Consider the following 25,369-nt stretch of genomic DNA (forward strand, 5'->3'; position numbering starts at 1 on the left):
TGTGGCTGTGGTAACGACGCTGCACCCTATTTCAGGGTGTTTAATCCAGAACTTCAGGCAAAGAAGTTTGACCCGCAAAACAGGTATATTGATCATTGGGCACCCACTTATAAACAACAGAAGCATGTACAACCAATAGTTGAACATGCTTTTGCAAGAGAAAGGATATTAAAAGTATTTAAAGACGCATTGGACAGCGGCTAAATTAATTTGCTACGTCAAGGATCTCTACTTCAAAATCAAGTACAGTATTCGCCAAGGTGCCCGAGTTTGATCCTCTCTCGCCATAAGCTAAAGCAGATGGGATCAACATTCTTACTTTCCCGCCCTTCTTAAGCAAAGGAAGAACTTCCTGCCAGCCTTTGATGAGGGTGCTAAGTGATGAAACTAATTTACCATCAGTGGACGTATCAAAAGTCACCCCTTCAAGGGTTTTACCCGTGAAGTTATAAGTAAGTGAAGAACGAAGATTGATGGTCTGATCTCCAGCCCCTGGAGCAGAAATTGCATAGTATACGCCAGAAGGATGTTTTACCATACCCGTAATATTTTTGGATGCAATAAATTCCCTGATCAAACGGTCCTCAACTGTTGGCCGCGTTCTCTCCGGCCAAGTGGTCACAACAAGATCGATCACCTCGTTGGGTGGTACGTTTATGTTCGCAAAGCCATTTCTTCCGAAAGCAAGGTAAGATGGCAGGAATATCCTTGCAACGCCACCTGGTTTTAACGCTAACATGGAAGTTCTGATCGCCGGGATATTAACGGTCACCAATTGGCTTGCATACCCTACATAATTTGCTAGGATATTAGTTGCCGGGTCTGTATAATAAACCGTACCATTTGCTAACGACTTCACAGCGACGTGATAAAAAACAGAATCTGTAGTTTTAAAGAATTCACCCGTATCCCCCTGACTTACTACCTGGTAATAAAACCCTGTCGTATCTTTCGTAGCTGTAATGTTATTAGCTTTAATATATTTTTGGATAACGGTATCATCTATAGCTTCTATAGAATCGTATTCCTTTTTACAAGAGCCTAATACCACTATTAAACTCATTAAAGCAAGCGTATAGGCTGCTGTTATTTTTCTAAGCATTAGTACTTATTGTTTTGGTTTATATTTATATACTTTAACGATGTCAACGGTGAAATCCAATGGTGAATTCGGAGGAATAGGACCTACACGTATGTTAGTATACGCCATTGTTGAGGGAATGATCAACCTGATCTGTCCACCCTGTCTGCCCAAAGGAATGCCCTCTTGCCAACCTTTAATTACACTTCCAAGTTCAAATTTGATTGGTGTACCTTCAGAAGCATCAAATACAGTTCCATCCAATAAACGACCCTCATAATTTACTTCTACTGTATCAACTAAGTTGATATCTTCTTTACCTGTACCTGCTTTAATAATCTGGTAAAATAAGCCATTATGTTCTTTAACACCAACTAACTTTTTATCTTCAATGAATTTGCGGATAGTAGTTGTGTCTATACTGTATTGAGCTACGGGATCATATGGTACCACCTCTTTCTGACAAGCGGAAACAGCAATAGATAAGACTGCTATTGCCAATAAAATCTTCTTTTTGAACATAGTCCACAAAAATAGTCTTTTATTAGGGATAGCACAATTTTTAATTATTTTAAAACGTCTCAACAAAAAAGGCGCCCCTAAGTTGAGGACGCCTGTATTATAGGAAATTATGGTAATTAATAACAGTATTTGTTGGCCGCAATCATTTCTTGTGCAACCTTTTGACGCAGATCTTTTACATTATAGGCCTCCATTTTGGTAAACCTGCGTAAACCCACCATCATCATGCGCAGCTCATCACCTTCAGCAAAGGCCCAAAGCGCTTCTTTTCCTGCTTTATGAACACCCTCAACGGCTTCCATAAAATAAATGCGCATCATGTTCAGCTGACCGGCACAAGCCTCTTCACCTTTCATGCTTACCAATTTTTCGGTTCTCAGCATTACCGATTCCGCTACATACACATAACTGGCCATATCAGCAATGTTCATCAAAATTTCCTGCTCTTTTGATAGGCTCATCATCAGTTTTTGAACCGCCGCGCCGGCAACCATTAAGGTCGCTTTCTTCAGGTTGGTAATGATTTTCTTTTCCGCAGCAAATAAAGTATCATCTTCTTCACTGAAATCAGGAATAGACATTAATTCTCCGGCTACGGCCGTTGCTGGTGTCATCAGATCCAACTCACCTTTCATAGCCCGTTTAAGCATCATATCTACCGTCAACAGGCGGTTAATCTCGTTGGTACCCTCAAAAATACGGTTGATCCTGGCATCACGATAAGCACGATCCATTGGCGCATCAGCCGAAAATCCCATACCTCCATAAATCTGCACACCCTCATCAACCACATAATCTAAGGCTTCAGAGCCCCAAACTTTTAATATGGCACATTCAACAGCAAACTGTTCTGTCGATTTCAGCTTGGCTTTGTTCTCTTCCATACCTGCGGCTACAAGACTGTCGAAAGCATCGTCAATATTCTGACCCGCACGGTAGTTAGCCGATTCTACAGCATATACTTTACTTGCCATTTCGGCCAGCTTGTGACGTATGGCACCATATTTAGAAATCGGGCGGTCAAACTGCACCCTTTCGTTGGCATAATTAACCGCGTTGTTAATCACCGCTTTGGAAGCACCAATAGCAGCAGCTGCCAGTTTTATACGGCCTATATTCAAAATATTTACAGCTATCTTAAATCCATTCTCACGGTCAGATAACATGTTTTCAACAGGTACATGGCAGTCGTTAAAGAAAACCTGTCTTGTAGAAGATCCCTTGATACCCATTTTGTGTTCTTCCGGGTTCATGGTGATACCACCGAACTCACGCTCAACAATAAAGGCAGTCAGGTTTTTATCATCATCAATTTTCGCAAAAACAATAAAAATATCAGCAAAACCACCATTGGTGATCCACATTTTCTGTCCGTTAATCACATAGTGTTTACCATCAGCACTTAACTTAGCTTTCGTTTTGCCCGAATTAGCGTCTGATCCTGAATTTGGCTCGGTTAAACAATAAGCAGCCTTCCACTCACCAGTCCCTAGTTTAGGAATGTATTTCGCTTTCTGCGCTTCATTTCCATAATATAGGATTGGCAAAGTTCCAATACCAGTGTGTGCAGATAAAGCAACGGCGAAAGAATGTCCTGCACCAATTACATCAGCCACCAACATGGAGGTGTTAAAGTTTTTACCAAATCCACCATATTCTTCAGGAATAGAAACCCCTAAAATACCCAATTCGCCAGCCTTATCTAGTAAAGAAGGCATCAAACCTTCTTCCATTTTATCAATACGTTCCAGGTTAGGAAAAACCTCTGCCGTTAAAAAGTCACGGCAAGTCTGGGCAATCATCTGTTGCTCCTCATCAAATTCTTCAGGAATAAACACCTCCTGGTAAGTGGTATCTTTAATCAGGAACTCCCCACCTTTAATCGTTTTTTTGTCTGTCGTTTCCATATATTTTTAATTTTATGCGGTAACTTAAAAGCTGCGCAGATTTAAACCTCCTATAACATTTCAAAAATACCCGCGGCACCCTGACCGGTACCTACACACATGGTCACCATGCCGTATTTTTTATCTCTTCTTCTCAGTTCGTTGAAAAGCTGTACCGTCAATTTACCCCCTGTACAACCAAGCGGGTGACCAAGTGCAATACCTCCACCGTTTACGTTCAGGATTTCAGTATTAATACCCAATTCGCGAACTATGGCCAATGACTGAGAAGCAAAAGCTTCATTTAATTCAATCAGATCCATCTGGTCAAGTGTAAGGCCAGCCATTTCCAATGCTTTAGGAATGGCATAAATCGGCCCGATTCCCATAATTCGAGGGGGCACACCAGCCACACCATAACTAACCAGACGGGCAATTGGCTCAACACCCAGTTCTTTCATTCTTTTTTCTGAAACCACAAGTACAAAAGCAGCACCATCAGAAGTCTGAGAAGAGTTACCGGCAGTAACGCAACCGTTGGCAGCGAATACGGGCTTTAACTTGGCCAGCTTTTCAATGGAAGTATCTGCCCTCGGACCTTCGTCGGTATCCACCACATAACTGCGGCTTTGTTTCTTCATATTGGCATCAACATAATTTTCGGTAACCGTAATGGGCACTACCCCGTCCTTAAGGTGGCCATTTTTAATCGCTTCTACAGCTTTGCGGTGCGAATGATAGGCAAACTCATCCTGGTCTTCACGACTCACTTTATACTCTTTAGCCACAGCTTCTGCCGTTAAACCCATACCCCAGTACCAATCTGGGTTGTTTTTAGCTACTTCTGGATTGGGAACTAATTTCCAGCCGCCAAAAGGCATACCCGACATTACCTCTACCCCACCGGCAATAATACAATCGGCCATGCCATTTCTGATTTTAGCTACCGCCGTGGCAATCGTTTCTAAACCCGATGCACAGTAACGGTTTACCGTAACCCCAGGTACTTTGTCTGTATCAAGCCCCATCAGTGAAATCATGCGGCCAATATTTAATCCTTGTTCAGCTTCAGGTGTGGCATTTCCCACAATAACATCGTCAATCTGTTCATGGTCGAGGTTTGGAACTGAAGCCACCAGGTGTTTAATTACTTCAGCGGCTAAATCATCGGCTCTGGTAAAACGGAATACACCACGCGGAGCCTTGCCCACTGCTGTACGATATCCTGCTATTATATATGCTTCCTGCATGTCTATGTCTTTATAATAAATTCTATTTATAATTAGTTTCTTAGCGGTTTTCCCTTGGTCATAATACTCTGTATTCTTTCCAACGTTTTGCGTTCTCCACATAGCGATAAGAACATCTCCCTTTCGAGGTCAAGTAAATACTGCTCGGTAACTTCTGTAGGCGCCGAAAGATCGCCTCCACACAATACATACCCCAGTTTCTCAGAGATCTTTTTATCATGTTCAGAGATATAATGCCCGGAATACATGGAGTTTGCACCCGCGTAAACAATGCCTAAACCTTGTTTACCCAATACCTTGATGTCCTTACGTCGCACAGGCTGTGTATAACCTGCATCAGCCAGTTCAATGGCTTTCGCCTTCGCATCTGCAATTAAACGGCTTCTGTTCATCGTAATTGAATATTTACCATTTTGGAGATAACCCAGCTCTAAAGCTTCAACGGCAGAAGTAGAAACTTTTGCCATACCTATGGTTAAGAATCGGTCTTTCAACACATTTTGCACAATTTGGTCGTCTTTGAATTCATCTGAGGCACGCAGGGCGAATTCTTTAGTTCCACCACCACCTGGGATCAGGCCTACACCAAACTCAACCAGTCCCATATAGGTTTCTGCATTAAGCTGTACGTGATCAGCGTGTAAGCTGAATTCACAACCTCCTCCTAAAGTAAGGTTATGCGGCGCAACCACTACCGGAATAGACGAATAACGAATACGCATAGCCGTGTTCTGGAACATCCGGATGGCCATATTCAGCTCATCCCATTCCTGTTCTACAGCCATCATAAAGATCATCCCTACATTGGCTCCCGCAGAGAAGTTGGCGCCATCGTTACCGATCACCAAACCTTTATATTCTTTTTCAGCCAGGTCTATAGCTTTATTTATCGCTTGCAAGGTGTCGCCACCAATGGTATTCATTTTAGAATGAAACTCCAGGTTGATGATGCCATCACCCAGGTCAATAATTGAAGCTCCTGAATTTTTCCAGATGGTTTTATTAGCGCGAAGGTTATCAAGGATAATGAAATCACCTGTGCCCGGAACCGCTTTATAGGACTGGCTAGGAATATCATAATATTTCTTTACCCCGTCTTCTACTTTATAAAATGAGGTATGACCGGCATCCAGCATTTTTTGTACCCATGCTGCAGGCGTGTGGCCATATGCTGTCATCCCTTCTATTGCCGCTTCAACACCTACCGCATCCCACAACTCGAAAGGTCCAAGGTCCCATCCGAAACCAGCACGCATTGCATCATCAATACGGTACAATTCGTCTGATATTTCAGGAATACGGTCAGACACATATTCGAATAATCCAAAAGAAGACGCACGGAATAATTCGGCCGCTTTGTCTTTACCCTTGGCAAAAATTTTCATTCGTTCCTGCAGGTTCTCTACAGGTTTGGTTAACTCTAAAGTTGCCGATTTTACTTTCTGCTGTGGACGGTATTCCAGCGTCTTTAAATCCAGCGCCAAAATCTCTGTTTTACCTTCTGGAGTTTTGGTCTTTTTATAAAATCCCTGTTTAGTCTTATCGCCCAACCAATTATTCTCAGCCATCTTTTCTACGTAAGCTGGCAATTTAAATAAGGCGTGCGCCTTGTCGTCCGGACAGTTATCGTATAAGCCTTTGGCCACCTTAATCATGGTATCAAGACCTACCACATCTGTGGTGCGAAAAGTTGCAGATTTTGGTCTGCCTAAAGCAGGGCCGGTAAATTTATCTACTTCTTCTACTGTCAGATCCATCTTCTCCACCAGGTGCAACAGCGCCATAATGGAATATACACCTACACGGTTAGCAATAAACGCGGGCGTATCTTTACACAAAACAGTAGTTTTGCCAAGAAACTTATCACCATAATGCATCAGAAAATCTACAATTTCTGGTTTCGTTTCTTTTGTCGGAATGATCTCCAGCAAACGCAGGTAACGTGGCGGATTGAAAAAGTGCGACCCACAGAAGTTCTCCCTGAAATCAGCACTTCTGCCTTCTGCCATTAAATGAATCGGAATACCCGAGGTATTAGAAGTAACCAGTGTACCAGGTTTGCGATAAGCTTCCACCTGGTCAAATACTTTTTTCTTGATGTCTAAATTCTCTACAACAACTTCAATAATCCAGTCGTAGTTAGCGATCTTAGCCATGTCGTCTTCAAAGTTTCCAGTTGTAATTTTCTGTACAACTTTTTTGGAATAAACTGGAGATGGGTTTGACTTAATTGCTGTTTGCAATGCAGTATCTACAATGCTGTTTCTTGGTCCTTCTTTAGGAACAATATCCAACAACAATACCTCTACACCTATATTGGCAAAGTGACAGGCAATACGGGAGCCCATAATGCCTGAGCCTAAAACTGCTACTTTATTAATCTTTTTGTTTATCATCATCTGAAGTTATTGTATATGCTAAAGTGAGTTTATTAACTTTTTGCAGGGCAAACACCAGGCTGTTCCTTTCTGTGGAGCTTAAGTTGGCGTTTAAATATTCATTAAAGGCAATCACAACACCTTTTGCCAATTGTCGCTTCCCAACACCATACTCAGTAAGGAACACTTTCACCGATCGCTTATCCCCCGCAGCAATCTCGCGGTAAATAAGATTTTGTGCTTCCATGTTATTTAACATTCTGGAGAGACTGGTAGATTTTACGCCTAGCAATCCGGCAAGTTTAGAAACTGGCGTCCCTTCCTTATCAATATTAATTAACACGTACCCAATAGCTTGTGTAATGCCAACACCGGAAGCAATCTGGTTATAGGAATTGGCCATGTTTTGCCAAACCACCTTTAATAAGTAATCAATTGTTTCCTGCTGTTTCATTTATTATTATGCTTGCATAACAAAGCTAATTATTATTAACCTTTAAAACAAGTATAATGTTCGCAAAAAAAACACTCCGATTATGACTAAAAAAACAAGTCTTTTAGGGAATCAAATGCCTTGTTTCGGTAATATGACGCGACTTGTTCAACACCGCAAATTTTAACAAAAAAAAGCCGCACCTTTTACGGTGCGGCTTCTTAAAACCCGAAGGTTAATCATTAATATAAGGTAAATTCTACCCTTCTGTTTTTCTGACGACCATCAGCCGTTTTGTTAGAAGCAATTGGTTGGTTTGGACCGTAACCTACAGCTTCGATTCTCGAAGCATTAGCCCCTTGAGAAACTAAGTATGCTTTTACAGCTTCAGCCCTGTCTTTTGACAAACGTAAATTTAATGCCATTGAACCGGTATTATCTGTGTGACCAGCTAATTTCAGGCTAAAGTTTTTCTGTTTTAACAAATCAGCCACCTTATTAAGTGTAGCATATGATCTAGGTCTTATTGTTGATTTTCCTAGGTCAAATTCTAAGTTTCTGATGGCTTCATCAACCACTTTACGATCTGCTTCTGTTACAATAACTTTTGGAGCAGGTACGTTTAACGGACAACCAGAACCATCAACTACGGTTCCTTTAGGGGTATCAGGACATTTATCCAATTTATCAGCAACGCCGTCACCGTCTGTATCGGTTAATAAGTTATCCATATCAGCTCTTAAACGTGCGTTTTCAGCTTTCTGGGCATCAAGATCACCTTTAAGCGCATTGGCAGCAGATTTTGCAGCTACAGCTTCGTCATAAGTTAAAGCCATAGGGTTATGCCACGCCAATTGTTTTTCGCCACTTCCTAGAGAGAACTCTACACCAGCATAAGCGTAATTGTATTTATCATTGTTACTTCCTTTGTAGATACCGTCAAGGTTGTCAGCATCAACAAAATTTACTGTCCATCCTAAATCAAAGTTAATTTTATCTGTAACCCTGAATTTCGCACCAACACCTACCGGAATTACCATTTTAGTGGTTGATCCGTCTTCAAATTCGGATGTTCCGGCAGCAGTAGTAATATCGGTTTTATAACCAGCTATACCAGCACCAGCTGATGCGTACAATTGTACATTATCCTGCTTTCTGAATAAGTTAAGGTTTAACATATTCATTTGTGCGCTTAACGCAGCCGACCAGTTTAATTCAGTTTCGAAGGCCGTTACAGGATCTGTGTTTACATATCCACTTTCATACGGCTCTAAGTTATCACCGCTTAATTTACCCTTAACACCGTCTAACTTAATGGAGAAACCTGGTGTAATCTGTTTCTTAATGTATAATCCATATCCGAAATTACTTTTCCAGTTAGAGAAATCATTCTTCCCGCCTAGTGGTGAAATAGGCGACAAAGCACCAACGTTAACACCTATAGACCAGGTGTTTAACTTAGACGAAGTGGTAGAAACTGGTTCTTGAGCTTGAACGCTATTAGCCATAAATAAAGCGGCAACAGCAGCAGGCAGGCATCTTAATAAATTTTGCTTCATAATATAATTTTTTATACTTGTATCACAGTGTTCACCACATTGCAATATCTGTACCAGAAAAATTACATTACCAGCCAACGGCCTTGTCATCGCCCCTGGGATCGGCCCCAGATTGATAATAACCCCATTTATTTTTTAATATCGCATCTACCCTACCAATTGATCCACGCAGCTTAATAGGGTAACCTTTCGATTCAAGTTTCACACGGGTAACACTATCTAACGCACCTTCCTCAGCCTGAACCACATCGGGCAACCATTGGTGATGAAACTTCTTCGCATTCACCGCAGCCTGCATGCTCATATCGAAATCGATTACGTTTAAAATAGTCTGGAAAACCGAGGTCATAATGGTCGAACCACCGGGGGTACCCACCACCATAAATAAATCGCCATCTTTTTCTAAAATTGTAGGCGTCATAGAACTTAACATCCGTTTATTAGGCACAATTGCATTTGCTTCGCCACCCACTAAACCATACATATTTGGTGCTCCCGGTTTTACAGAAAAATCGTCCATCTCATTGTTCAGCAGAAAACCGGCACCTTTAACAACCACCTGGGCGCCATAAGAGCCGTTTAAGGTTGTCGTAAGCGACACTGAACCCCCTTCGCGATCTACAATAGAGAAGTGCGTAGTCTCTTCATGCTCCACCGGAGGCATGGCGCCGGCACCAATGTCTGCGCTTAAAGTCGCTTTTGCCCAGCTGAAATCGTTCATACGCTTTTCAAGGTAGCTCTTTTCCACGAGGGATTTTTGGGGCACTTTGTAGAAATCAGGATCCCCAAGGTGAGCAGCACGATCTGCATAGGTACGGCGCTCCGCTTCCACCATTACCTGCACTGTCGAATCGGTATTATGCCCCCATTGTTTAAATGGATACCCTTCCACGGAACCCAATAGCTGGAGCAGGGCAATCCCCCCGCTTGATGGCGGCGGCATGGTAATCACTTTATATCCTTTATACTGCCCGACAACGGGTTTACGCCAGATGGCCTGATAATTTTGTAAATCCTCTTTGGTCATGATACCACCAGTACGCTGCATTTCTGCAACGATAGCCTCAGCAACCGGCCCCTGGTAAAAACCATTGCGACCCTTATCGCGAATCAGCATCAAAGTTTTTGCTAATTCGGACTGCACCAGCTTGTCGCCTGCCTTCCATGCACTGTCTTTAACTAAAGCAGTACCCAAAGGGTTTAGCCTGGCAAAATCATCCTTTAATTCGTTTAATTCTCCGGCTTGTTGCGTCGTCACTATAAATCCGTTTTGTGCAAGCCGCACTGCAGGTTCAATTAAATCGGCCCACGCCAGTTTTCCGTATTTCTGGTGAGCTTCATATAAACCGGCAACTGACCCAGGTACTCCGGCAGCCAGTGTACCGTATAAGCTTTTGTCAACAATCGGCTGACCCAGTGAATCAAGGTACATATTTCGAGACGCAGCTGCAGGAGCCTTTTCTCTAAAATCCAGACTATTGACATCACCTTTGGCTGAACGGTAAACCAAAAACCCCCCACCGCCCAGGTTTCCGGCATTTGGGTACACCACGGCCAGCGCAAACTGTACCGCCACGGCCGCATCCACAGCATTACCACCTTTTTTTAAAATATCCACGCCCACTTGCGACGCTTCCTGGCGGGCGGAAACGACCATCCCATTCCGATATTCTTTACTACTTTGCTTACCCAATTGTCCACCGGCACAGCCACCTAACAAAATGGGAATAAATAAAACAAGGGTGAAGGTCAAAGACCTATACCTTAAAATTCTCTGCATCTTTATATAACTTTTCAATAATAGCACTGTTTCTTTCCAAAATCACTTTTCGTTTAAAGCTAAGTTTCGGTGTCAACTCACCCCCATCAACACTCCATTGTTTAGGCAACAAAGCAAAACGTTTCACCTGCTCCCACTTTCCAAAATCTTTACAACTGCTTTCCACAATTTGTTCGAATTTTTCCAACACCTGGGGATGTTTAATCATCTCGGCATCGGTGGTATAAGGAATTCCCTTTTTCTCTGCCCAAGCCCGTAAGGCTACAAAGTTAGGAACGATCAAAGCTGCGGGAAATTTACGGTTTTCTCCCAACACCATCACCTGCTCAATTAAAATAGTTTCCTTAAACTTATTTTCAAGCATTTGCGGCGCTACATATTTACCGCCTGCCGTTTTAAATATCTCCTTTTTCCTGTCGGTTATTTTAAGGAACTTACCTTCCAGAATCTCCCCGATGTCTCCGGTATGGAACCAGCCATCGCTATCGATGGTCTCTGAAGTCAGGTCTTCACGTTTATAATAACCTTTCATGATGGCATGCCCACGGGCTAAAACCTCTCCATCGGGCGCAATTTTAACCTCCACACCATTCAATGCTACACCCACGGTACCAAACTTAGCGTTGCCAAAATGATTTACGGTAATCACCGGCGAAGTTTCTGTTAAACCATAACCTTCGAATACAGGCATACCCGCGGCCCAGAATATTCTGGCCAGCCTTGGGTTAAGTGCTGCGCCACCAGATACAATAACCACAATGTTTCCACCAAGTGCTTCCTGCCATTTTTTAAATACCAGTTTTCTGGCCACCTTCAACTGAAGATTATAAAACCAGCTGCTGTCCATCTCGTATTTTTCTGCCAGGCCTACCGACCAGAAGAACATTGCTCTTTTAATACCGGTAAGGGCCTTACCCTTTTCCATGATCTTTTCATACACCTTTTCCAGTAAACGAGGAACCGTAGTGAAAACATGCGGTTTCACATACTGAATATCGGCCACAATGGTTTCCATGCTTTCTGCATAATAGATCGATATTCCTGAATACAAATAAAGGTAGACGATCATTCGCTCAAATATGTGCGATAGCGGCAGAAAACTCAACCCTTTGGTCATGCCTTTGGGAACGACTACAGCAGAGTTTTTAAAGTTTTGAATAAGGTTATTATGCGTAAGCATTACTCCTTTGGGTGTACCTGTGGTTCCCGAGGTATAAATAAGTGTTAAAATATCTTCACCATTTACTGCTTGCCTATAAGGGGCTAAGTCTATATCCGTACTGGCGGCTCCGGCAGCAGTTAACTCTTTCCAGTTGCTGGCTCCGGGAACTTCGTCAATGGTATATATTGCAACGGGCTTTTCAAGTTGGGCAACAGCAGATTTAACCTTTTCGTACAAACTGGCATCTTCTACAAAAACAAGGTTTACCTCGGCATCCTGCAGAATAAACTTTATATCGGTTACAGGGAGTGTTGGATATAAAGGCACTTGATAGGCGCCGATCTGCATAATGGCAAAGTCGGTCATGTTCCACTCCGGCCTGTTGTGTGACATCACCGCAACTCTTGACCCTTTGCCTATTCCCTTACCGATCATTCCACGACTCAGGTCGTCCACAATATTGATAAATCCCTGTGTACTATTGTGATTCCATTTCCCATGTTTTTTACCATTAATAAACTCGTCTTTTGGGAACTTTATAAGATTATACTGGAGGAGGTCGAATACACGTGTGATCTCAGACATAATATGCGGGTTTAGATTTGGTTTTTACCTTGAATATCAAATCTAACAAATTATCTTTTTTAAAAAAACCAATTTTTATTTTGGTCTGTTTTATCGGTATTTTTTGTGTTTTGCACCTAAAATAAGGTAATATTATGAAGCGAACCGGTGTTCCGGCATGGTATTTGCCATTAGCATTGATTTTAACACACTTTTTAATTAAAATCATGAAAAAAATCTTTACTATTTTAAGTTTAGTATTTATTACAACCCTATGCATGCATTCTACTTCAAATGCACAAGATTATAGAAATGCTATCGGTGGACGTTTCGGAACGGCTAACGGTGTAACTTTTAAAACAACTTTAGGTGGAAACAAGATGCTCGACATCATTGCAAACTTCAGGTCACACAACGACATGGATTATTTCCGTTTAACAGGTTTATACGAAATCTATAACCCAATTGCTGGTGCACCTGGTTTAAACTGGTACTATGGCATTGGTGGTACTATCGGTTCTGTTAGCCACAAACGTTGGGACAACAATGACTTATACTTATCGCTTGATGGTGTTTTAGGTTTGGATTACAAAATCCGTACTGCGCCAATCAACTTCTCGTTAGATTGGAAACCAGCTATTGAGCTTGCTCCGGATACCGAATTTGATGGTGCTGGTCTGGGTTTATCGGTTCGTTTCACATTCTAAATAAAGGATAATTGCTGGATGTTAATTGCCAGACAAGATTTAAAAAATGGTTGCCGGAAAAATCCGGCAATCATTTTTTTTGCCAAAAAACACTGAATAAATATTGCATGATTTTATTGAGCAAGATGTCGTGAATATACGACAGTTGTCTGCCCATCCCTCCATTCAAGTTCAATCCCTGCTAACAACGAAATGAATCGAAGTATTTCGGAAAATCTTACTTTCAACTTATAATTAATACGGACTCAGCCACAACCTTATCGAAGCAAAATGGTGCAATAGCACTATGGGTACGGGCTCAACTGCAAACCTGTCCAGCACAAAAAAAGGGTGTCCAGTAATTGAACACCCTTAAAATTTTAAGTATTTTATGCTACTATATTCCGAACCAGCCTTTACGCACAGCTACCTGTTGAGGTGTGGCGTTAGGGTTGATCTCTGCAACCAATTTAATATTAGGGTTGGCTTTTAGTTTTACTTCGAAGCTTTTAGGTAATCCGTCTCTGATCACGTCTACCTTTATCACATCGCCTACTTTTTTTCCGGTAATCGCTGGCATACGCTCAATTACAGCTTCCACAGGAACACCATCGATGCTAATAACTTCATCGTTTACATTTAATCCTGCTTCCCAGGCTGCTGAGTTGCGAGAAACAGAAGCGATATAAATTTTGCCTTCAATTTTCCTTGAAGCAACACCCAGGTAGGGAATACTCTTACCTTCATTTTCATTCTTTACGTTAATACCAGCGTAACCAAAATATTTCACGTAATCAGTAGAAGCAGTACCGTTTACATATTTCGCCCAGAAATCAGTGAAGCTCACTCCGCTGATTTTCTCAACCATCGCTTTGAATTCTGCATCCGTATAACCTCTTTTCAACTTTTTACATTGCTCATACATCGCTTTCATTACATCGTCAAGACTTTTCTTTCCCTTAGTAGCATTGGCAATTTCCAGGTCCATTAATAAACCAATCACTTCGCCTTTGGCATAATAAGAAACGGTTGAATTGTTGGAGTTTTCATTCGGACGGTAGAATTTAATCCAGGAATCAAAACTTGCGTCGGCAGCAGACTGAACTTTTGCACCTGGGGTGTTTTCCACGTTAGCTACAGCTGTGGCTAAGCCAGACACAAATTCTGCCTCGTTTTTAAAGCCTGCACGCAGCATCAATTTATTTTCGTAATAAGCCGTAAAACCCTCGGAAATCCACAAATTGGTGGTATAATTTTCTTTGTCGTAATCAAAAGGACCTAAAGCTACCGGACGCAATCTTTTTACATTCCATAAGTGGTAGTATTCGTGAGCCACAAGCTCCAAAAAGCCAAGGTAACCACGTTCTGAGGTATACTGATCGCGGGAAGCGCCTAACACGGTAGAGTTCAAATGCTCTAAACCGCCGCCACCTCTTAAAAAGTGGTGTACGATAAAGGTATAGTGTTTATTTGGGTTTTCACCATACATGGCTGTTCCTTGTTCTACAATTTTCGCCATGTCTACTTTTAAACGGGCAGGATCGTAGTTTCCCCCACCTACCATGGCCACTTCATGACGTACGCCGCTTGCTTCAAATTCAAAGACATCTTGGTTACCTACCTCTATAGGGCTATCAAACAACGTATCGAAGTCTGGAGAATAGTAAGTAAATTTCTTACCACTAACCGGTTCTAATCCGGTTGACACTTTCGTCCACGTTTTATAAGGAATAATTTTTACTATACTTGGAGATTTCAGCATACCGGCAGGGTACATAAAGATACCTGTTGGCGATAGAAAAGCATGGTCAGCATCAATGAAAGATGTACGAACCGAGATTTCAAAAGCATACACACGGTAGTTAATTTTCACTGCATTGGCATTTGCATGAAATACCCTCCAGGTGTTTTTATCAATTTTTTCAGCTTTTAGCGATTTACCTGCAGCCGAAGCTTTAAATCCTTCTACGTTTTTTTCGAATTCGCGTATCAGGTATGATCCTGGCGCCCATACTGGCATTTTTACATCTGTATATTCTTTCTGTAAACCCGAAAGGTCCATCTGCACTTCTGCATAATGAGCTTGCGGCTCGATAAAGCTTACTTCAAAGCCGATTTTTACTTGTGATTTTGCCGTCATACCCAAGGCAATCAACACCACTAATCCTACTAATGATTTTTTCATTTAACGATCTGTTTTCTTATTTCTTTAGGCTGGCAAATTTAATACTTATCTTATTGCTTTATACCAGCCAAATTAATTAAGCTGTAACATACTTAATACAACGCTAACCTAACAATATATTTAAGATATTTTTGTCATAACATTTGATTAACCAATTCTATGAAGCTTAAATACATCATTTATATCCTGCTTACCCTAGGTCTTGCTTTTTTCGTTTACTACCGAATAAATGCGAATAAAAAGATTGCCGGTGGCGGTCCATCTGCAAGCAAAGGCGGCCCGGCAAAGGGCCTTAACGTAAATGGCATAGTGGTAAAAACAACAAGTTTCAGTAATGATCTGGGGATAACCGGTGCAATTGAGGCGAATGAGTCAGTGTCTCTGCAAAGTGAAGTACCAGGATTAGTAACAGGTATTTTCTTTAAGGAAGGAACTAATGTAAAAAAAGGGACGTTATTGGTAAAGATTAACGACCGGGATATCCAGGCGCAATTACAACAGGCGCAAACCAAACAAAAACTGAGCGCAAGCAATGAAAACCGCGCTAAACAACTGTTGGAAAAAGGGGCAATCAGTCAGGAAGAATACGACACTTCACTTGCCGATTTACGCTCTCTACAAGCTGAAACGCAACTTATACGTGCTCAATTAGCCAAAACGGCAATATATGCACCGTTTAGTGGAAAGATTGGTCTTCGCAATATTTCTACAGGCGAATACATCACCCCGTCAAGGGTGATTGCCAATTTAATGAGCATTAACCCCATCAAAATCAGTTTTTCCGTACCAGAGAAATATGCTGGTCAGATAAAATTAAACTCATCCATTCATTTTAAAACAAGTGGTTCAAACAAAAACTTTGTTGGACGGGTATTTGCTATTGAACCAGGTATTAACAGCCAAACAAGAACCTTACAGATTAAGGCCATTGCCGATAATCCTAATATGGAACTGTTGCCGGGTGCTTTTGCTAAAATTGAACTCTCTTTAAATACACTGGAAGATGCTATTTTAATTCCTAATGAAGCCGTGATCCCCGTTTTGGAAGGGAAAACTGTTTTTATTAGCAGAAACGGTACAGCACAACAGGTACCTGTAGAAGCAGGCACACGTACTGCAAACAACATTGTTATCACGTCAGGACTAAAAGTTGGAGACACCGTATTGACCACCGGCGCGATGGCGCTGAAACCGGATGCACCGGTAAACGTATCGCTTGTTAAAAACTAAGCACCGCAATCATGAGTATTTCAACCACCAGTATAAAACGGCCAGTATTGGCTATTGTGATGAACCTGATGATCCTGTTATTCGGATTTATCGGTTACAGCTTTTTGGGTGTACGAGAGTACCCGAATATCGATCCTACCGTGGTCAATGTACGTACCTCCTATCCCGGCGCAAACTCTGATATCATTGAGTCGCAGATTACCGAACCCCTGGAAAAATCCATTAACGGAATAGACGGGATCAGGAACATTTCCTCTTCGAGTAACCAGGGAAGCAGTAACATTACCATTGAGTTTAACCTCAATAAAAATATTGACGACGCGGCAAATGACGTTCGTGATAAGGTATCACAGGCTGCAAGGCAGTTGCCAAAAGATATAGATGGTAATCCGGTTGTGAGTAAGGCTGATGCAAACTCTGATGCCGTAATTACCATGACCGTGCAAAGCGATAAGCGTAATGTAATGGAGCTTAGTGATTTTGCCGAAAACGTTATCGCTGATCGTCTACAAACCATTACCGGTGTGAGTGCGGTACAGATACAGGGTCAAAGAAAGTATGCTATGCGGATCAGGATAGAACCTGATAAACTGGCTGCTTATGGTTTAACCTCGCAAGATATTGTAACTGCATTGAACCAGGAGAATGTAGAATTACCTTCCGGAAAAATTACAGGTGCAAACACTGAATTAGTTGTAAAAACCCTGGGAAAATTAACGACTGAACAGCAATTCAACGATTTGATTCTTAAAAATGACTCTACCGGTGTGGTACAGTTGAAAGATATTGGTCATGCGGCATTAGGCTCTGAAAACGAAGAAACCGTTTTAAGAGAGTCAGGTAAACCCATGGTAGCCGTAGGCTTGGTACCTCAGCCGGGGGCTAATTACCTCGAAATATCTGAAGAGTTTTACAAACGTTTTGATCAGTTGAAAAAAGATGTTCCAAGTGACATTAAACTTAACATCTCTTTAGACAACACTTTATTCATTAAGGCTTCGGTAACAGAGGTAGCAGAAACAATTATCCTCTCGCTCATCCTGGTAATCCTGATTATTTATTTATTTTTCAGGGATTGGGCTATTGCTATCAGGCCACTGATTGATATTCCGGTGTCCTTAATCTTCACATTTTTCATCATGTACGTTTGTGGTTTTTCCATCAATGTGCTTTCGCTGCTCGCTATTGTACTGGCTACCGGACTGGTGGTGGATGACGGGATTGTGGTGACGGAAAACATCTTTAAAAAGGTGGAAGAAGGTTATTCACCTTTCGAAGCCGCCATTAAAGGTTCAAACGAGATCTTTTTCGCGGTAATCTCCATTTCGATTACCCTTGCTGCAGTGTTTTTACCGGTGGTCTTTCTCGAAGGATTCGTTGGGCGGCTCTTCCGGGAATTTGGAATTGTAATCGGTGCAGCGGTGCTCATCTCGGCTTTTGTGTCTTTGACATTAACACCGATGTTAAACGCTTATTTGATGAAGAAAACAGGACATAAAAAATCCCGTTTTTATGAGGTTACCGAACCTTACTTTGTTAAGTTAAATGAGGCTTATGCAGAGAACCTTAACAAGTTTTTAAATAAACGGTGGTTAGCAATTCCGATACTCTTAGTCTGTGTGGGTTTAATTGCACTGTTCTGGAATGTGCTTCCTAAAGAGACGGCACCTTATGATGACCGTGCGGCCATTAACATGAATGTTTCTACGCCAGAAGGAGCATCTTTTGCTTATACCGACCGGTTTATGAACAAAATTTCCGAAATGGTTACAGATTCAGTGCCGGAGAAAAAAGTATTGATTACCATTACCTCACCAGGTTTTGGTGGCGGTTCTACCAACGGTGGTTTCGTACGTATGGGCTTAAACCCCTCCGGTGATCGTGAGCTTTCACAGGCAGATATTGCAGCGAAACTTACGCAAATTACCAGAACCTACACTGAGGGTAAAGTAGTAGTAACGCAACAACCAACCATTTCTGTTGGTCGCCGTGGTGGTTTGCCGGTAAATTACATCATACAGGCACAAAACTTTGAGAAACTCCGCGAAAAGGTACCATTGTTTATGGAGCAGGTAAGTAATGACCCTACTTTTACGACGTCAGATGTTAACCTAAAATTCAATAAACCAGAGATCAATTTAACGATCGATCGTGATAAAGCTAAGAACCTTGGAGTTTCTGTACAGGATATTGGTACGGCCCTGCAACTGGGTTTAAGTGGACAGCGTTTCTCATATTTCTTCATGAATGGAAAACAATACCAGGTAATAGGCCAGTTTGAAGTAGCCAACCGTAAAGCTCCTTTAGACTTAAGCTCCATATATGTAAGGAACGCAAAAAACGAACTTGTACAATTGGATAACCTGGTAACCGCTAAGGAAGAGAGTAGCCCGCCACAATTATACCGTAACAACAGGTTTATTTCTGCTACCGTATCAGCAGGTCTTGCTCCGGGAAAAAGTATTGGTGAGGGTATAGAAGCCATGGACCGCATTGCCGACAAAGTACTGGATGAAACCTTTTCTACCGACCTTGGTGGTGAGTCGCGAGATTTTAAAGAAAGTTCGTCAAACACCTTATTTGCGTTTGGATTGGCCATTCTATTGGTTTACCTGATTCTTGCCGCTCAATTTGAGAGTTTCAAAGATCCGGTGATCATTATATTAACTGTACCTATGGCAGTTGCTGGAGCCTTCCTTTCCCTATGGTTATTTGGTCAAAGCTGGAATATTTTCAGTCAGATAGGAACAATCATGCTGATTGGTTTGGTAACCAAAAACGGAATTCTGATTGTGGAGTTTGCCAATCAGCTTAAAGAGCAAGGGAAAAACGTACATGATGCCATTCGCGAAGCATCAGTGTCGAGGTTACGCCCAATTCTAATGACCAGTTTGGCCATCGCTATTGGTGCCCTTCCGATTGCCCTTGCCTTAGGTGCAGCTGCAAAAAGCAGGATGGGAATGGGTATTGTGATTGTAGGTGGTACCACCTTCTCGCTGGTGCTAACCTTATTCGTTATTCCAGCTATATATTCTGCCTGGTCTAAAGAACACAAAGTAAATGAAGAACTCCAAGAATCCTTAAAAAAGGCAGAAATTGAACAAGAGATACATGAAATCGTATAACATCCTCCTTTTTATATTCATCACACTCGGTTATCAAACCGCAGCAGCACAGGAAAGGTTATCATTAAGAGAAGCCGTTACTATAGCCCTAGAAAATAATTACGACATTAAACTGGTTAATAACGACCTTGAAATTGCAAAAAACAACGTAAACCTAGGTAACGCAGGTTTACTACCTGGATTACAGGGTAATTTTAGCAATGGCGGCAGTCGCCAAAATACAGTACAAACCACCTCAACCGGCGAGGAGCGCAAAAACAATGGCGTGCGCAATACCAATATGAGTTATGGTGTTGCACTTGACTGGACCATATTTGACGGTTTTCGCATGTTTGCTACCTACGACCGCCTGAAGGAATTAGAAAAGTTAGGTGAAGTAAATGCCAAGGCTACTATACTGAGTACCATTGCACAGACGATCAATGCCTATTATGATTTGGTAAGGCAACAGCAATTGGTGGTTGCTACCGACAGTGCTTTAGACATTTCGAGGTTCAGGGTCAGGATTGCCGACAATAAACTCCAGATTGGTAAAGGCTCAAAACTGGATGTATTAGCAGCAACGGTAGATTATAACACCGATACATCAGCCTATTTACAGCAAAAGAACCTGGTTCAAAATGCGATAGTTAACCTTAACCAGGTGATGGCCCGCGACCTGAATATACAGGTTTATGCGCAGGAAGAAATTGACATTGACAGCCAGTTGAGTTATGGCAATCTGCAGGAGGCTATGATGAAATTAAATCCTAGTCTGCAAAGTGCTTTTATCAGCAAGAAAGTGGCTGAGCTTAGTTTAAAGGAAGTGAAAGGGCAACGTTACCCGGTAATTGGCGTTAACGGAGGTTATGAGTTTTCTAACAGTGCCAACCCTACCGGCTTTAACCAAAAGTTTACAGGCCGTGGTTTTACCTATGGGGTAACCGCCAGCATTAATATTTTTAGCGGCTTTTTGCAACGCCAGAATGAGCGTAATGCTAAAGTGCAGATCGCATCATCAGAGTTAAGTTTAGAGCGAACACAACAAACCATCAGCGCCGAACTGTTGCGTGCCTTTCAGGATTACCAGACCAACCTCGAGTTGTTAAAGGTAGAGGAAGGAAATGTAGAGATTGCTAAACAGAACCTTGATATCACCTTAGATAAATACCGTTTGGGAAGCATTGCACCGATAGAATTACGCGAGGCTCAAAGAAATTCTATCCAGGCCATCACAAGATATTTGGATGCACAATTTCTGGCAAAATTAACAGAGATAAGCCTAAAAGAGATCAGTGGTACATTAAATGTCCAATAAGTTGATTAAATTTAGCACATGATTTTAGTTGCAGATAGCGGTTCCTCTAAAACGGACTGGATGGGATACAGACCGGGCGAACCCATTCGTTTTCATACCCAGGGTATAAACCCTTACTTTCTAAATGCTCAGGATATTTACAAGGTTTTTTCGAAGAAAAAAGACCTGGGCTTTCACCCTGATGAGGTAACCGAAATTTATTTTTTCGGCGCCGGATGCTCCTCACCGGACAAGCATGAAGTCATTTCAAATGGTTTGTCGTTGTTTTTTACCAACGCTTTTATTTGCGTGGAACACGACCTTTTAGGTTCGGCGTATGCCACCTGCGGTGATAAAGAAGGACTAACCTGTATCCTGGGTACAGGATCTAACATTTCCTATTATGATGGTACCAACGTGCACAAAAGTAAACATGGCCTTGGTTATGTTCTTGGCGACGAAGGTGCCGGTACCCATATGGGCAAAAAATTAGTAACCAGTTATCTTTACGGCAAAATGCCTCCTGAACTGGGCGTTTTGTTTGCTAAAGAATATAACATCAGTAAGGAAACGGTGATTACCAATGTTTACCAAAACCCTTACCCTAATACCTATCTGGCCTCCCTAAGTAAGTTTATGACTAAACATACTGATCATCCTTTTATTGCACAGCTTATTTATGATGTGTTTGAAGAGTTTGTAAAGACCAATATTAAGTCGTACCCTAATTATAAATCCGTTGAATGTCATTTCGTGGGCTCTATTGCTTATTACTATCGGGAAACGCTGATTAAAGTATGTGAAGCACATGGCGTTAAACCAGGGAAGATTATGCAAAAACCGATTGAAGGCATTTATAATTACATCCTTAAAAAAGAAGGATTGCTGGTTTAAGACGCACAATCATCTCAACTGGCACCAGGGTTCTGATGCTCTTTCCGCATTTTATTTAGTCCATACCCCAGTCCTGCAACAAGCAGGATTATCACACCCCCATCTATAGGCACCGGGGTATCGGGATCACCGCCGGGAAGTCCTGGACCCTGGGCAAAAACAGTAGTCGTCACTACGGCCACTAAAAAAGTCATGATTGCTGTTTTCATAAAATTCTGGATATGTAGTCTTTAATAAGCTTAAAGTTTGATAATTTTTAAAGTGGTTGCTGCTTTTGGATTTGCCGGATCACGCCAGTCAACCAGGTATAAACCGGGTATCAATTGCTGCACTGGAATTTCAAGCTGCTCAAGAGGCTGCACTTGGTTAAAAGTTTTCCGCCAAAGCCTGCGGCCCAACATATCGCTAAGCTGCAGTTCGCCCACCTCAGTAAATGCTGCCACTTGCAGGTAAAGCTGGTTGGTACAGGGGTTCGGGTAAGCCACTAAACTTGCATCCTTCACGATCACCGGATCGACCAGCGGTATCCGCACCTCTAATAACAGAGAAAATCGGCTTGTATGATTTAATTGCGCTGTATCTATGAAAAAACTGTAGCTGTGCTGCTGCTCATTCAGTGCTATTTTCTGTTCCAGTAAACGGTCATAAAGAATAACACTTAACCCTGCTCCTGCCCAGTCTGTCCATTGAAGGTCCAAGCTATAGGTTCCCGCAGCATAGCCCCTGGTGAACAAGGGTATCACCTGCGGAGTGGTTGGATAAGCTTTTTCTTCGATTGCTACTTTTCCGCCACCTTCCATCACCCCCGCCACGCTCAAATACCCATCGCTTATCTTTGGTGCATCCTGATCATCGTATTTATCGCTACCCCCGGATTTAAATTGTAATAGAAAGGTATCAGAGAAAGCACCTCTGCTGAATCTTATGTTTAAACGGTCACTCTTACCTTGAGCCAATCCGCACCCTATCGAAACCCCCATGAACAGGAAAATATATACCAGCTTAATCATAAGGACGATGTTACTTTAGCACTTTCAGAGAAACCCAGGGTACCACTTTTTGCGCCATTGATGACGCGGATAAAAAAACCGGCGCCGGAGGGAATCAGCGTGTTAGGATCGTCACTAACGATATAGGTGTTATTTAACGGATCAAACAGCCAGACGAACGGACCTATATTGGTTTTTTGCAGGCTGCCCCACCTGATTGGTGAGGCATATGGATTACCCAATAAGTTAAAACCGTCACCTTCACCGCCTGAATCCAGGTTGGCAACTGCCACCTCGAGGTTTCCAGTAAACAACTGACCCTTATAGGTAATGATATACGGCTCGGCATTTGAAAAAGGCGGTGTCTGCACCTGGTGTGTAAATGCTTGGGGAAGCAAACGATTGCCTCTCGAATAGATGAAGAAACCCCGGCCTACTGGAATTTCTGTCTGCATACTCGTAATGGGCAGGTATTTCTGAGCGAGCGTTCCTGTTAATGTCTGGTCGTGGGTGTATATTGTTGCCCCGTTGTTTGGCGATGCATCGAAGCCGTTGGTCGGCCCCCCTTTCCCCGTTACAAATACCGCCTGCTGCAAATCGTTCATGTGGTATTGGTAATTGCCGTGCGTGCCGTTATGCCAGATGGGAGCACTCCACAAGCGCCAACCCCTGCCTGTTGCCGGCTCAGGAAAAGCGCCATCAACATACTTTTGTACCTGCAGTTCGCCGGTGATACTGGCCTGGGTAGCAATGGGTGCCACTGCAGCGCTTTGTGTAGCCGTGGCAAGGAGTACGATATTGCCATTGGCCTGCACATGACCACTGAGTAAGTTAAGAAACCGACCAATGTTAATTTGCGACTGCAAATTAACAGGAGCCTGTGAGGAATTTAAATTGACTTCAAAGGTACCCACCCTGACTTGTCCGTCACCATTAAAGGTTAAGGAAGTTTTATTTCCACGAACCAGCAGTTTTCCGTCGGTAAGTATGCTGCCATTATTTAAAACGTCGCCCTCCAGCTGCATAGTGGAAGTGCTTCTTGCGGTGAGAATACTGGCGGATTGCAGTTCTACTTTTTGTGAAGCGTAGAGATTATAAAGCAGGTTCAGTTGGGCACCACTTTCCAGCAGCAGTTTGTTTACCGTTAAATTACCAATGATTTCAGCCTTTGCCCCTGCTTTGATGCGGATGTTTCGCCCGTCACCGGGAATCGCTTTAAGCGTCCAGTTGTCGGGGTCTAACCAGATGTTATTTACAGCTCCGGTAAAGGTATAAGTGGTATTTAACATCATATTTACCGCTTCCGCCCCGACAGAAAACATCCCTGCTGGATTTCTAAGCATGTTAAATTCGGTCAAGAACCAGGAGCGGGAAATTTGTTTATCGCTGATTCTCAGTTCATCCATTAAACCATTAAAATATTGGTCCTGTTGTTTTGAACTTCCAATCACCACCTGGCCACCACTTCCCATAAGGAGCAACGCTGAAAAATTGCCAGCGATTACGCCATTCACCAGAAACTCAACTACCCTGTCGCTTCTATAGTTTACACTAATAAGATACCACACATTAGCCTGGAGAACAATATTACTTACAACCGTGCGAGATCCGGCAACACCGAAGGAGGTGAAAACAGGTTTACCTTCAGTGTTAATTTTAAGTTGAAAACCACCCCGCCCAGCAGTATCGTTGGCAATAATCATTTGTTCCTGGTTATTTGTATTTAGTTTTATCCAGGTAGAAAAGGTGAAGGTTGTAGGTACTTGTGGTTTAATCAGCATACGCCTGTTTCCATTAAAACTGGCTGCAGTGCCAACTACTCCTTCTACTCCTTCATTGAAATGGTTGACATATGGATACATCGAGTTCCACATGGCTTGTGTTGCCGGCGCCAGTGGATTGTGATAGTTCGTTGAACCGTAATACACATAAACCGCAGTGGAAGTATTTCCAGCTTTTGTAACCAGAGAAGGGATTTGAACCCAGCAGACCAACTTTCCGAGTGCAGCGTCATAACTTTCAAGCTGGAATTTTAAGACTGTTTGAGGTGATGTAGACAAGGCAAAGGAAATGTCAAGCCCTTGAGGATGTGAAATTTTCGGTTCAAAAGCATCATTTTCATAACGCAGATCTTGATGTTCTAATTGCAGCAACACAAAATGATTAATCCATTGGTTGAAAGCGGTAGGATCATTTTCTACCTTAACCTTTTCAATAGTGATTAACTTCCGGTAGCGGTAACCGCCTAACCAGTTTTGAGCATCCGCATAATAGCCGTGTAACAGGAACGGTAGTAACAGCAGCAGCAGTTTGACTGTTTTTATTTTCATGACTACCAAGTGTAAATAATATTTAATCAAATAAATAAT

19 protein-coding genes are annotated in these 25,369 nt (G+C 42.2%); 6 read left to right on the top strand and 13 right to left on the bottom strand.

Going from position 1 to position 25,369, the window contains the following annotated elements:
• Window positions 1-204 (top strand): FAD-binding domain-containing protein (locus ACR2F3_RS13515; protein ID WP_432710503.1); only part of this gene is annotated, 204 nt, incomplete at its 5' end.
• A gap of 1 nt (window position 205) precedes the next feature.
• Here the strand turns inward: ACR2F3_RS13515 and ACR2F3_RS13520 are convergent.
• From ACR2F3_RS13520 to ACR2F3_RS13560, 9 genes are all read right to left on the bottom strand, one after another.
• On the bottom strand, window positions 206-1,102 hold the full coding sequence (locus ACR2F3_RS13520; RefSeq protein WP_432710504.1) for an FKBP-type peptidyl-prolyl cis-trans isomerase: 897 nt from the start codon (window positions 1,100-1,102) through the stop codon (window positions 206-208).
• A gap of 6 nt (window positions 1,103-1,108) precedes the next feature.
• A complete protein-coding gene (locus ACR2F3_RS13525) occupies window positions 1,109-1,582 on the bottom strand; it encodes an FKBP-type peptidyl-prolyl cis-trans isomerase (protein ID WP_432710505.1) in 474 nt (157 codons plus the stop codon).
• Between the two features lie 137 nt (window positions 1,583-1,719).
• Window positions 1,720-3,510 carry an acyl-CoA dehydrogenase family protein gene (locus tag ACR2F3_RS13530; RefSeq protein WP_432710507.1) on the bottom strand — a complete coding sequence of 597 codons (1,791 nt, stop codon included), beginning with the start codon at window positions 3,508-3,510 and terminating at the stop codon, window positions 1,720-1,722.
• A 50-nt stretch (window positions 3,511-3,560) separates the two neighbouring features.
• Entirely contained in the window at window positions 3,561-4,739 is a 1,179-nt protein-coding gene (locus tag ACR2F3_RS13535; protein ID WP_432710508.1) for an acetyl-CoA C-acyltransferase, read from the bottom strand.
• A gap of 32 nt (window positions 4,740-4,771) precedes the next feature.
• Window positions 4,772-7,135 carry a 3-hydroxyacyl-CoA dehydrogenase NAD-binding domain-containing protein gene (locus tag ACR2F3_RS13540; RefSeq protein ID WP_432710543.1) on the bottom strand — a complete coding sequence of 788 codons (2,364 nt, stop codon included), beginning with the start codon at window positions 7,133-7,135 and terminating at the stop codon, window positions 4,772-4,774.
• A complete protein-coding gene (locus tag ACR2F3_RS13545) occupies window positions 7,116-7,571 on the bottom strand; it encodes a MarR family winged helix-turn-helix transcriptional regulator (protein WP_432710509.1) in 456 nt (151 codons plus the stop codon). The genes ACR2F3_RS13540 and ACR2F3_RS13545 overlap by 20 nt, the downstream gene beginning before the upstream one ends.
• A gap of 221 nt (window positions 7,572-7,792) precedes the next feature.
• Window positions 7,793-9,109, bottom strand: coding sequence for a DUF6089 family protein (locus tag ACR2F3_RS13550; RefSeq protein ID WP_432710510.1), 1,317 nt, complete (start codon window positions 9,107-9,109; stop codon window positions 7,793-7,795).
• Between the two features lie 67 nt (window positions 9,110-9,176).
• A complete protein-coding gene (gene ggt / locus ACR2F3_RS13555) occupies window positions 9,177-10,889 on the bottom strand; it encodes a gamma-glutamyltransferase (protein ID WP_432710511.1) in 1,713 nt (570 codons plus the stop codon).
• The gene (locus ACR2F3_RS13560) at window positions 10,867-12,636 is read right to left on the bottom strand and encodes an AMP-dependent synthetase/ligase (RefSeq protein WP_432710512.1); all 1,770 of its coding nucleotides are present in this window, start codon (window positions 12,634-12,636) and stop codon (window positions 10,867-10,869) included. The genes ggt and ACR2F3_RS13560 overlap by 23 nt, the downstream gene beginning before the upstream one ends.
• A 206-nt stretch (window positions 12,637-12,842) precedes the next feature.
• On the opposite strand from ACR2F3_RS13560, the gene ACR2F3_RS13565 reads away from it, so the two are divergent.
• Window positions 12,843-13,322, top strand: coding sequence for a hypothetical protein (locus ACR2F3_RS13565; RefSeq protein WP_432710513.1), 480 nt, complete (start codon window positions 12,843-12,845; stop codon window positions 13,320-13,322).
• 376 nt (window positions 13,323-13,698) lie between these two features.
• Here ACR2F3_RS13565 and ACR2F3_RS13570 read toward each other — a convergent pair whose 3' ends face one another.
• Window positions 13,699-15,486: a M61 family metallopeptidase gene (locus ACR2F3_RS13570; RefSeq protein ID WP_432710514.1), complete on the bottom strand. Its 1,788-nt coding sequence runs from the start codon at window positions 15,484-15,486 to the stop codon at window positions 13,699-13,701.
• Between the two features lie 159 nt (window positions 15,487-15,645).
• Between ACR2F3_RS13570 and ACR2F3_RS13575 the strand changes: the two genes are divergently transcribed.
• The 4 genes from ACR2F3_RS13575 to ACR2F3_RS13590 are packed head-to-tail and all read left to right on the top strand — an operon-like array spanning window position 15,646 to window position 22,011.
• Window positions 15,646-16,716: an efflux RND transporter periplasmic adaptor subunit gene (locus tag ACR2F3_RS13575; protein WP_432710515.1), complete on the top strand. Its 1,071-nt coding sequence runs from the start codon at window positions 15,646-15,648 to the stop codon at window positions 16,714-16,716.
• An 11-nt stretch (window positions 16,717-16,727) separates the two neighbouring features.
• The gene (locus ACR2F3_RS13580; protein ID WP_432710517.1) at window positions 16,728-19,841 is read left to right on the top strand and encodes an efflux RND transporter permease subunit; all 3,114 of its coding nucleotides are present in this window, start codon (window positions 16,728-16,730) and stop codon (window positions 19,839-19,841) included.
• Window positions 19,828-21,138: a TolC family protein gene (locus tag ACR2F3_RS13585; protein ID WP_432710518.1), complete on the top strand. Its 1,311-nt coding sequence runs from the start codon at window positions 19,828-19,830 to the stop codon at window positions 21,136-21,138. Before ACR2F3_RS13580 ends, ACR2F3_RS13585 begins: the two co-directional genes overlap by 14 nt.
• Before the next feature lie 18 nt (window positions 21,139-21,156).
• The gene (locus ACR2F3_RS13590; protein ID WP_432710519.1) at window positions 21,157-22,011 is read left to right on the top strand and encodes an N-acetylglucosamine kinase; all 855 of its coding nucleotides are present in this window, start codon (window positions 21,157-21,159) and stop codon (window positions 22,009-22,011) included.
• Between the two features lie 14 nt (window positions 22,012-22,025).
• Here ACR2F3_RS13590 and ACR2F3_RS13595 read toward each other — a convergent pair whose 3' ends face one another.
• Genes ACR2F3_RS13595 through ACR2F3_RS13605 form a run of 3 tightly spaced genes read right to left on the bottom strand, consistent with a single transcriptional unit; the run spans window position 22,026 to window position 25,330 of the window.
• Complete coding sequence (locus ACR2F3_RS13595) at window positions 22,026-22,220, bottom strand: PID-CTERM protein-sorting domain-containing protein (RefSeq protein ID WP_432710520.1); 195 nt, start codon at window positions 22,218-22,220, stop codon at window positions 22,026-22,028.
• A 30-nt stretch (window positions 22,221-22,250) separates the two neighbouring features.
• Window positions 22,251-23,021: a T9SS type A sorting domain-containing protein gene (locus ACR2F3_RS13600; protein WP_432710521.1), complete on the bottom strand. Its 771-nt coding sequence runs from the start codon at window positions 23,019-23,021 to the stop codon at window positions 22,251-22,253.
• Window positions 23,018-25,330 (bottom strand): LamG-like jellyroll fold domain-containing protein, encoded by a 2,313-nt coding sequence (locus tag ACR2F3_RS13605; RefSeq protein ID WP_432710522.1) that lies wholly within the window; start codon window positions 25,328-25,330, stop codon window positions 23,018-23,020. The genes ACR2F3_RS13600 and ACR2F3_RS13605 overlap by 4 nt, the downstream gene beginning before the upstream one ends.
• Window positions 25,331-25,369 lie beyond the last annotated feature (39 nt).

The organism is Pedobacter sp. (assembly GCF_045627485.1).
Taxonomy (GTDB): Bacteria; Bacteroidota; Bacteroidia; order Sphingobacteriales; family Sphingobacteriaceae; genus Pedobacter.